Below are 8941 nucleotides of genomic sequence, written 5' to 3'. Positions count from 1 at the left end.
TGGTTTTATGCGGGTCGTGATGGTAAGTTTGTGGTTAACGAACCTTCTCAGGGGCAAACCGCATGCTTCGTCGTCTCTTGATCGCAGCCGTTGCGCTGGGTGCCGTGTCATCTCCGGCACTGGCTGGTGAACACCGTCATCCCGGTCCGGTCAGCGGTGGCTGGCAGGGCGGTTACACCGGCGGCTATTACGGCGGTGCGGCAGGCCCCGTCTACTATCCGCCAATGATCGGCGCGCCCTACCCCACCGTGGTGATGACCCAGCCTGTGGTCGATGCGCCGCCCCCTCCCCCGCCGCCGCAGGGCTACTATCCCAACGCCTACCCGCAGCCAGACCCGCGCTGGGCCGAAATGAATGAACGCTGCGCCAAGATCTATGGTGACAAGGGTGTCGGCGGCGCGCTGCTAGGCGGCGTGATCGGCGGCGTGGCGGGCAACCGCATCGCCGGAAAGGGCGATCGCGTGCTCGGCACTGTCGCAGGCGCTGCCGTTGGCGCAGTGGCGGGTAACGTGATCGACAAGGCCGAGGACAAGAGCCTGCGCCGCGAATGCGACGACTATTTCGCCTCGCTTCCGCCGCAGCCTTATCCCGGCGGGCCTTATCCCGGAGGCTATCCGGGCTACTATCCCGGTTACGCGCCCTACGGATATGTGATGGTCCCGGTCATGCTTCCGCCGCAGAAGCCCTGCGTCGAGAAAACCGTCGTCACCGAAACCTGGGTCGAGACAAAGCGCGCCCGCGTGGTCCCCCGCCGTCCGGTCGTCCGCGACAAGCGGGTCAAGGAAAAGCGCGTCTACACCGGTTGAACCCCAGCAGTGCTCAAAGCGAAAGGGCCCGCCCTCTGGCATGGAGAGCGGGCCCTTCCTATTTCCAGGCGGGGATTAGACCCACAACCGATCAAAGCTTGCGCCCGATCAGCTCCTTCATAATCTCGTTGGTGCCGCCGAAGATGCGCGTCACGCGCGCGCCGCGCCATGCACGGGCAATCGCGTATTCGTTCATGTAGCCGGCGCCGCCATGGAGCTGCAGGCACTTGTCCATCACTTCCCACTGCAGTTCGGTGTGCCAAAGCTTGGCGGCAGCACCTTCTTCGGGGGTGAGTTCGCGCTTCAGATGCCGCGCCAGGGCCCAATCGAGGTGTGCCCAGCCCACCTGCAGCTTCGCCTTGATGTCGGCCAGCGTGAAGCGGGTATTCTGGAAGTCGAGGATCGGCTTGCCGAATGCCTTGCGCTCGCGGGTGAACTCCACCGTATCGTCAAAAGCCTTCTGCGCCGACGCCTGCGCACTGACGGCAATCGACAGGCGCTCCTGCGGCAGTTCGCTCATCAGGTAGATGAAGCCCTTGCCCTCCTCACCAAGGCAGTTGGTGATCGGAACGCGCACGTCCTCGAAGAACAGCTCCGAGGTATCGGCTTCGTCCTGGCCGATCTTGTCGAGGTTGCGACCACGCTTGAAGCCCTCACGGTCGGCTTCGACCAGCACGATCGAAACGCCCTTCCATGCGGGCTGCACGTCGGTGTCGGTCTTGCAGCACACCAGGATCAGGTCGGCGTTCTGGCCATTGGTGATGTAGGTCTTCGACCCGTTGATCACATAGTGGTTGCCGTCTTTCTTCGCGGTGGTCTTCATGCCCTGAAGGTCCGAGCCGGTGCCCGGTTCAGTCATGGCGATGGCGGTGATCACCTCGCCCGAGACCATCTTGGGCAGCCACTTCTTCTTCTGCTCTTCGGAGCCGTAGGAGACGATGTAGTTGACCACGATGTCCGACTGCAGCGAGAAGCCGGTGGCCACGCGGCCATAGTAGGCGCTCTCTTCGTCGACGATGGCGTTGTAGCCGAAGTCGAGGCCGAGCCCGCCGTATTCCTCGGGCACCGTCGGGCACAGCAGGCCAAGCTCACCTGCCTTGGGCCAGATGCTCTTGGGCACGATGCCAGCTTCGGCCCATTCGTTCGCGTGCGGGGCGACTTCGTCCTGCAGAAAGCGGCGGACGGTCTGGCGGAAGGCTTCGTGGTCTTCGTTGTAGGCTGTGCGCGGGATCAGGTCGAGCGACATGGCCAATCTCTCCGGTTCTGGTTGTTTGCACGCAGCCTATGCGCACAGCCCCATCCCGGTCAACGAGAATTAATCGACCAATTAATGTCCGATGGTGCAGGCAGTGCTGACGCCGTGACGTCAGAACAGGCCAACAATTTCAGATATTTAGAACTCACCGCCCGTCAGGCGCTGGCAGATCAGGTCCAGCTGGTCGAGGTTCTTGTAGCGAATCGTCACCGCGCCGGTCGTCGGATCGGAGTCCGGCTGGATCGTGACCTTGAGCCCGAGGAAGTCCTCGAGGTGCTGCTGGATCGCTGCCAGATCCGCCGCGCCCACCGGATCCTTGCCCGCGCGAGCCTGGCGACGCTGGCCTTCGGGCCGCGACGCCTTGCGCGCCAGCTTCTCGACATCGCGAACCGAAAGGTCCTTGGCCACCACTTCGCGTGCAAGCCCGATCGGATCGGGTGCGTTGATCAGCGCGCGGGCATGGCCCATCGACAGTTCGCTGCGCACCACCATGTCGAGCACTTCATCGGGCAGCCCGAGCAGGCGCATCATGTTGGCGACGTGGCTGCGTGACTTGTCCACGAACTTGGCGATATCGTTCTGCGTCAGGCCCTCGCTGTCGGCCAGGCGCTGATAGGCCCGAGCTTCTTCGACCGGGTTGAGATCCTCGCGCTGCAGGTTCTCGATCAGCGCCAGCGCGGCAACATCGCGATCATCCAGCTTGCGCACGATCGCTGGAATCTCGTGAACCTGCGCCTTCTGCGCCGCACGCCAGCGCCGCTCACCAGCCACAAGCTGATATCGTCCGCCCGGCAATGGCCGCACGACCACCGGCTGGATCACGCCGCGTGCCGCGATCGACTGCGCCAGCTCTTCAAGCGCGTCTTCATCAAAATGCCGGCGCGGCTGTTCCGGATGCGGCTCGATCGACGCTACTGTCAGCAGCGCCAGCCCGCCGTCCCGGCTCTCGGCGACATCCGCGGGCGAAACCGAGATGCGCGCGATTGGCTCCTCGCGCCGCACTTCACCCATCAGTGCGCCAAGGCCACGGCCAAGCCCGGTCCGGCGTGCCGGTGCTTTCACTGCGTCTTCGCCGCTCATGCCGCTTGTCTCCTCTCGGGCAGGCGACCGATCAGTTCGCGCGCCAGTTTCATGTAGGCCTGCGATCCGGGGCAGGCATGGTCATAGATCAGCGCTGGCAACCCGTGGCTCGGCGCTTCCGACAAGCGCACGTTGCGCGGAATCACGCTCTCGAACACCAGATCGCGCAGGCACGAACGCACGTCATCGGCGACCTGGTCGGTCAGGCGGTTGCGCCGGTCATACATGGTCAGCACGATGCCAAGGATGCCCAGGTCCGGATTGAACCGCTCCTGCACCCGCTCCACCGTCTGCAACAATTGACTCAACCCTTCGAGCGCGAAGAACTCGCATTGCAGCGGCACCAGGATCGTGTCCGCCGCGGTAAGGGCATTGAGCGTCAGCAACCCGAGCGACGGCGGGCAATCGATCAGGCAGATGTCATGCCCGGTATCGCCATTGAGCACCTTGCGCAGGCGATGAGTGCGGTCCTCGACACTGACCAGCTCCACTTCCGCGCCGGACAGATCGACCGTCGCAGGTACGATATCCAGGCCCGGGATGCGTGTCGCCATCAGGCAATCGGCGACCGAAGCCTGATCGATCAGCAAGTCATAGGAAGATCGCTCACGTTCACCCGCCGCGATACCGATGCCCGTCGAGCAGTTGCCCTGCGGATCGAGATCGACCAGCAGCGTCTTCCACCCCGTTGCCGCGAGTGCGGTGGCGATGTTGATCGCCGTAGTGGTCTTGCCCACTCCGCCCTTCTGGTTTGCGACCGCGATCGTGATCATTTGCGTTTGCCCTTGGCGTTCGAGGGGCGCGGTGGACTGCCGCCGAGAAGTCGGCCGCAGATCACACCAGCGTTCGCATCCGTGAGGGATTGTTCCACGTGGAACATGTGATTCCATGATTCGGGGAGCATCTGCAATTCTTGCGCTGCCCCTGCCCCTTTCGGCAACAGCCAGACCGTGTCCGGTGTGGAAAAGCGTGCGGAAAGAGTGACCAGCTTGTCCAGAGGCGCAAATGCCCGAGCAGAAATGACCGCATGCGGACCGGATGGAAGGTCCTCCACCCGCGACAGCACAACGCGGACATTGCCTAGTCCCAGTACATCTGCCGCGCGCTGAAGCCACTCGGTGCGCAGGCGCCGGGAATCTACCAGTGTCACCGGCCGTTGAGGTTGCAGCGCAGCGATGGCGAGGCCCGGAAAGCCCGCACCGGTGCCAAGATCGAGCCACTCCCCCGCTGGAAGTGTTTCACGTGAAACATGCAGCAATTGGGCGGAATCAACGATATGGCGCACCCACACGTGCGGCAACGTTCCTCTCGCCACGAGGTTCTGCCGCTCGTTCTCTTCCAGCAGCAGCGACACCAGATGGGCCAATCGCTCCATGGTGGCAGCGTCTACCTCCAGCCCATCGCGCAACCATGCCTGCGCTTCAGCTTCGGTTGCGATCGTCATGCCAGAATCCTCCGCCGCGCGTGAACCAGCAGACTGGCGAGCGCTGCCGGGGTAATTCCGGCAATGCGACCGGCAGCAGCAAGGGTGTCAGGCTGAGCCTTCTCCAGTCGCTCGACCATCTCGCGCGACAGGCCGGGCACTTCAGCAAAGGGGAAGCCCTCCCCCAAGGGGACATGTTCCGACGCACGCAGGTCCCGCAGCTCAGCCTCCTGCCGTGCGAGGTACGGCGCGTAAGCTGCGTCTTCCTCAATCTCCTCGGCAAGGAGTGGATCGAAGGTCTCATCGCCTATCCAAGGCCGCAAGGTTTCGAGCGTCACTTCCGGAAAGCGCAGCCATTCTGTCAGTGAGCGTCGCGCTCCATCCGCGCCAACCGTCATGCCGACGCGGCCGAGCTCGGTAGGCGTTGCTGTCTGCGCCAGTGCTTCTTCCAGCCGTCCCCGCATCGCCTGTCGCGCTTCGAACCACTGGGCTCGCTCATCAGCGATGCACCCGACCGCCAGGCCGATCGGCGTCAGCCGCGAACTCGCATTGTTGGCCCGCAGGCGGAGGCGATACTCGGCCCGTGCCGTCAGCATCCGGTAGGGCTCGCTCACGCCGTGCAGGGTCAGGTCATCGACCATCACTGCCATGTAGCTGTTGGCGCGATCGAGCTCCGGAGCTTCACGTCCCAGCACCGCCGCGGCGGCATGCATTCCGGCGACGAGCCCCTGCGCCGCGGCTTCCTCGTACCCGGTCGTGCCGTTGATCTGGCCGGCGCAGTAGAGGCCTGGAATCGCCTTGACCTCAAGGCTCCGGCGCAGCGCGCGCGGATCGATGTGGTCGTACTCGACAGCGTAGCCGGGCACGGTGATCTCGGCCTGCTCCAGCCCTTCCATCGAACGGATCATCGCCACCTGCACATCCGTCGGCAGCGAGGTGGAGACTCCATTGGGATAGACGGTCGGGTCGTCCAGCCCTTCTGGTTCCAGGAAGACCTGATGCCCGTCACGGTCGCCGAAGCGATGGATCTTGTCCTCGATCGACGGGCAATAGCGCGGACCCTGTGCGCCGATGGCACCGGTGAAGAGCGGAGACCGATCCAGCCCTGCCCGGATGATCTCGTGCGTCCGTTCGTTGGTCCGGGCGATGGCGCAGAACACCTGCGGCAGCGGACGGGCCTTGGTCAGCGGCGACATCGTCCACGGGTCGGCATCGCTCGGCTGCTCAGGCAGGCGTGCCCAATCGATGGTCCGACCGTCGATACGTGGCGGCGTCCCGGTCTTGAGGCGCGCCATCGGCAGGTCTGCTGCCCGCAACTGCTGAGCGAGGCGATGCGCCGAACTTTCCCCGATCCGGCCGCCGTCCATGCGCTCCTCGCCGCGGAACAGGCGCCCGCCCAGGAACGTGCCGGTGCACAGGACGACCGCCCTGCCCTGCAGTCGCGAGCCGTCGGCCAGGTCTACGCCGGCAACTTGCCCGTTTTCGAGATGGAGCGCCGCAGCCTCGCCCCCGACAAGCGTCAGGTTCGGCTGTGCGGCGATCATCATCTGGATTGCCGCCTTGAAGCGCTTGCGGTCCGCCTGCACGCGCGGTCCCTGCACCGCGCTGCCCTTCGACCTGTTCAGCATGCGGTAGTGGATGGCGCTCGCGTCGGCTGCGCGCGCGATCAGGCCGTCAAAGGCATCGACCTCGCGAACCAAGTGGCCCTTGCCTAGGCCGCCAATCGCCGGGTTGCAGCTCATTGCGCCAACCGTTGCAGGATCGAACGAGACCAGAGCGGTGCGTGCACCCATTCGCGCCGCAACGGCGGCCGCCTCGACGCCGGCATGTCCGCCGCCGACCACGATGATGTCGAATTGCTGCATGAGTGGCGCGATACGCGACTTGTGGATTCGCGTCAAAGCATCAGGTGCACTGTTTCACGTGAAACACTACTTGCCGATGCAGAACCGCCCGAACAGCGCATCAAGCATGTCCTCGGTGCCGGTCCGGCCAACGAGTGCATCCAGCGCCCGCCGCGCGAGGCGAAGGTTCTCGGCGGCCAGCAGACCATCGCGCTCCACTGCCGCAAATCGAAGCGATGCCGCCACCTCGCTCAACCGGTCATGCTGTCGTTGATTGAGCGCTGCGTCTCCCGGCGCAGGCAGCGCGCCCTGTGCATGAGCGACCAGTGCTGCGCGAAGCGCCATCATTCCCTCACCTGTCCGTGCAGAGACGATCAGCGCGTCCCCTGACTTCCTGGCAGCGGCCGGATCGTCCGCCCGCGCAGAAACTTCCCACAGGGTCCGTCCTTCTGGTCCCTTTCCTTCTGGACCCAGCCACAGGATCAGGTCGGCCTTCTCTGCGGCCGCCCTCGCTCTTGCGATGCCGATCCGTTCGATCTCGCCCGCGCCTTCATCGCGCAGGCCGGCGGTATCGACAAAGGTGAACGGCACGCCATCGAGCGACGCCGCGAACGTCAGCACATCACGGGTGGTGCCGGGCTCGGCCGCCGTGATCGCAGCCTCCTGCTCTACCAGTGCATTAAACAGGGTTGACTTGCCTGCGTTGGGAGGTCCGGCAAGTACGACGCGGAAGCCCTCCTTCAGCGGTTCTGCGCGGGGCCGATCGAGCCACGCGGCGATCTTTCCTGCCAGTGCAAGGCAGTCACCGGCAAACCCTGTCGGTAGCGCACACTCCCCTTCCGCGACATCGTCTTCATCCGAAAAGTCCAGCGCCGCTTCCAGCTTTGCCGAAATGCCCAGGAGTTCCGCGCGCCAGCCTTCAACGTCACGCGAAAGCGCGCCTTCGGCCATGGCCAGTGCGACGCGTCGCTGCAGTTCGGTCTCGGCAGAAAGCAGATCGGCAAGGCCCTCTGCCTCCGCCAGATCGATCCGGCCATTGGCAAAGGCACGGCGGGTGAACTCGCCCGCCTGCGCTCTGCGCAAGCCCGGCAGGCGCTCGAGCGCTGCTTCCACGGCAGCCACGACAGCCCGGCCGCCATGGAGATGCAGTTCGGCACTGTCCTCACCGGTGGCCGTTCCGGGGCCGGGCAGCCAGAGCACCATTGTGCGGTCGAGGTGGGTACCGTCTGCGGGATCGGCGAGAGTTGCCAAAGCGGCGCGGCGCGGCGCGGGTAGCTTGCCTGTGAGTACGCTCAGGGCAGGACCGGCTCGCGGACCACTGATCCGAATGACAGCAATGCCCGCGGGCGGCGGGCCGGAAGAGAGGGCGAAGATGGTGTCGGTCACCGCTCCGCCCTACACTGTTCCACGTGAAACGTCAGTCCTTCGGCTTCTTCGAACTTCCGCTCATGGCGCCAAGTCCGCCCTGCTCCATGAAGTTCTGGAAGAGCTTCAGCCCGATCTCGCCCATCGGCGCGACCTGCTTGGCGAAGCTCTGCAACTGGTCGAGGCTGCCCGCCCCCTGCATCGCCTTGGCGACGCTCTCGACATAGACGTCATTCGCTTTCGAGACATCGGGCAAGCCGAGGAACCGGCGGGCTTCTTCGGGCGTGCAATCGACTTCGACGGTGACTTTCATGTGCGCCCTTTCGGCATCCGCTGTTCGGCAGAGATTGTCATGCACGCTTGGCAAAGTCCACCGCGGGGGCCAACATGGTATCCGACCAACTCCTTTGAATCGCAGGATGAACGACAATGGGTGAAAAGATCACGTTTGCAGCGCTCGATGGCGAAGGCGAAATTCCGGGCTATCTGGCAACGCCCGACGGCCCCATCCGCGCCGCCATCATCGTCATCCCCGAGATCTTCGGCGTGAATCCCGGCATCCGCCACAAGTGCGAGGCCTGGGCCGATCTGGGCTACATGGCGCTGGCGCCTGACATCTTCTGGCGCTTTGCACCCGGCGTAGAGCTCGATGCCGACGTGCCCGAGCAGTTCCAGGAAGCCCTCGGCTATTTCGGCCAGTACGATCCGGATGCGGGCGTGAAGGACATCGAAGCGGCGATCCGCTTCCTGCGCGGATATGAAGGCATCGACAAGGTCGGCCTCGTCGGCTTCTGCCTGGGTGGGCGTATGGCCTACATGGCGGCGGCGCGCACCGATATCGACGCCTCGGTTGGCTACTACGGCGTGATGATCGACCAGATGCTGAACGAAGCACACGCCATTGCCAACCCGCTCATGCTGCACATCCCGACTGCTGACCATTTCGTTGGTCCGGATGCGCAGAAGGCGATCCATAATGCGCTCGATCCGCATCCCCGGGTCACGCTGCACGATTACGAAGGGCTGGACCACGGCTTTGCTGCCGAGATGGGCAGCCGCCGTGACGAAGACGGCGCGGCCCTCGCCGATCGCCGCACCCGCGATTTCTTCGCGCAGCATCTCGGCTGAGGCGCCAGCGTTGCGCCGGATCAATGCCGATGCAACGCCC

At 64.5% G+C, this 8941-nt stretch carries 9 protein-coding genes; 2 read left to right on the top strand and 7 right to left on the bottom strand.

Annotated features, from left to right (window positions below):
* The first annotated feature begins 62 nt into the window (after nucleotides 1-62).
* Nucleotides 63-806 carry a glycine zipper 2TM domain-containing protein gene (locus NJ75_RS23250; protein ID WP_052242191.1) on the top strand — a complete coding sequence of 248 codons (744 nt, stop codon included), beginning with the start codon at nucleotides 63-65 and terminating at the stop codon, nucleotides 804-806.
* A gap of 91 nt (nucleotides 807-897) precedes the next feature.
* Here the strand turns inward: NJ75_RS23250 and NJ75_RS07895 are convergent, their stop codons facing one another.
* The 7 genes from NJ75_RS07895 to NJ75_RS07865 form a co-directional block, all read right to left on the bottom strand.
* Complete coding sequence (locus tag NJ75_RS07895) at nucleotides 898-2052, bottom strand: acyl-CoA dehydrogenase family protein (protein WP_039333185.1); 1155 nt, start codon at nucleotides 2050-2052, stop codon at nucleotides 898-900.
* A 147-nt stretch (nucleotides 2053-2199) separates the two neighbouring features.
* The gene (locus NJ75_RS07890) at nucleotides 2200-3141 is read right to left on the bottom strand and encodes a ParB/RepB/Spo0J family partition protein (RefSeq protein WP_039333183.1); all 942 of its coding nucleotides are present in this window, start codon (nucleotides 3139-3141) and stop codon (nucleotides 2200-2202) included.
* Complete coding sequence (locus NJ75_RS07885; protein ID WP_039333181.1) at nucleotides 3138-3914, bottom strand: ParA family protein; 777 nt, start codon at nucleotides 3912-3914, stop codon at nucleotides 3138-3140. The genes NJ75_RS07890 and NJ75_RS07885 overlap by 4 nt, the downstream gene beginning before the upstream one ends.
* Complete coding sequence (rsmG, locus tag NJ75_RS07880) at nucleotides 3911-4585, bottom strand: 16S rRNA (guanine(527)-N(7))-methyltransferase RsmG (RefSeq protein ID WP_039333179.1); 675 nt, start codon at nucleotides 4583-4585, stop codon at nucleotides 3911-3913. The genes NJ75_RS07885 and rsmG overlap by 4 nt, the downstream gene beginning before the upstream one ends.
* The gene (gene mnmG, locus NJ75_RS07875; protein WP_039333176.1) at nucleotides 4582-6429 is read right to left on the bottom strand and encodes a tRNA uridine-5-carboxymethylaminomethyl(34) synthesis enzyme MnmG; all 1848 of its coding nucleotides are present in this window, start codon (nucleotides 6427-6429) and stop codon (nucleotides 4582-4584) included. Before mnmG ends, rsmG begins: the two co-directional genes overlap by 4 nt.
* 66 nt (nucleotides 6430-6495) lie before the next feature.
* Nucleotides 6496-7794, bottom strand: a complete 1299-nt coding sequence (gene mnmE, locus NJ75_RS07870) for a tRNA uridine-5-carboxymethylaminomethyl(34) synthesis GTPase MnmE (protein ID WP_039333174.1) — start codon at nucleotides 7792-7794, stop codon at nucleotides 6496-6498.
* 31 nt (nucleotides 7795-7825) lie between these two features.
* Nucleotides 7826-8086 carry a DUF6489 family protein gene (locus tag NJ75_RS07865; protein ID WP_039333172.1) on the bottom strand — a complete coding sequence of 87 codons (261 nt, stop codon included), beginning with the start codon at nucleotides 8084-8086 and terminating at the stop codon, nucleotides 7826-7828.
* Between the two features lie 116 nt (nucleotides 8087-8202).
* On the opposite strand from NJ75_RS07865, the gene NJ75_RS07860 reads away from it, so the two are divergent.
* Nucleotides 8203-8901 (top strand): dienelactone hydrolase family protein, encoded by a 699-nt coding sequence (locus tag NJ75_RS07860; protein WP_039333169.1) that lies wholly within the window; start codon nucleotides 8203-8205, stop codon nucleotides 8899-8901.
* Nucleotides 8902-8941: the final 40 nt, after the last annotated feature.

Origin of the sequence: Novosphingobium subterraneum (assembly GCF_000807925.1) — a bacterium.
Classification (GTDB): domain Bacteria; phylum Pseudomonadota; class Alphaproteobacteria; order Sphingomonadales; family Sphingomonadaceae; genus Novosphingobium; species Novosphingobium subterraneum.
Note: the sequence above shows the minus strand (reverse complement) of the source record. Positions and strands in the feature narration are given on the sequence as shown.

Excerpts from the sequence above, each read along its gene's own strand:
- rsmG (WP_039333179.1), bottom strand. The coding sequence starts at position 4,585 with ATGACGATCGCAACCGAAGCTGAAGCGCAGGCATGGTTGCGCGATGGG.
- mnmG (WP_039333176.1), bottom strand. The coding sequence starts at position 6,429 with ATGCAGCAATTCGACATCATCGTGGTCGGCGGCGGACATGCCGGCGTC.
- NJ75_RS07860 (WP_039333169.1), top strand. The coding sequence starts at position 8,203 with ATGGGTGAAAAGATCACGTTTGCAGCGCTCGATGGCGAAGGCGAAATT.
- NJ75_RS23250 (WP_052242191.1), top strand. The coding sequence starts at position 63 with ATGCTTCGTCGTCTCTTGATCGCAGCCGTTGCGCTGGGTGCCGTGTCA.
- NJ75_RS07865 (WP_039333172.1), bottom strand. The coding sequence starts at position 8,086 with ATGAAAGTCACCGTCGAAGTCGATTGCACGCCCGAAGAAGCCCGCCGG.
- NJ75_RS07895 (WP_039333185.1), bottom strand. The coding sequence starts at position 2,052 with ATGTCGCTCGACCTGATCCCGCGCACAGCCTACAACGAAGACCACGAA.
- NJ75_RS07885 (WP_039333181.1), bottom strand. The coding sequence starts at position 3,914 with ATGATCACGATCGCGGTCGCAAACCAGAAGGGCGGAGTGGGCAAGACC.
- NJ75_RS07890 (WP_039333183.1), bottom strand. The coding sequence starts at position 3,141 with ATGAGCGGCGAAGACGCAGTGAAAGCACCGGCACGCCGGACCGGGCTT.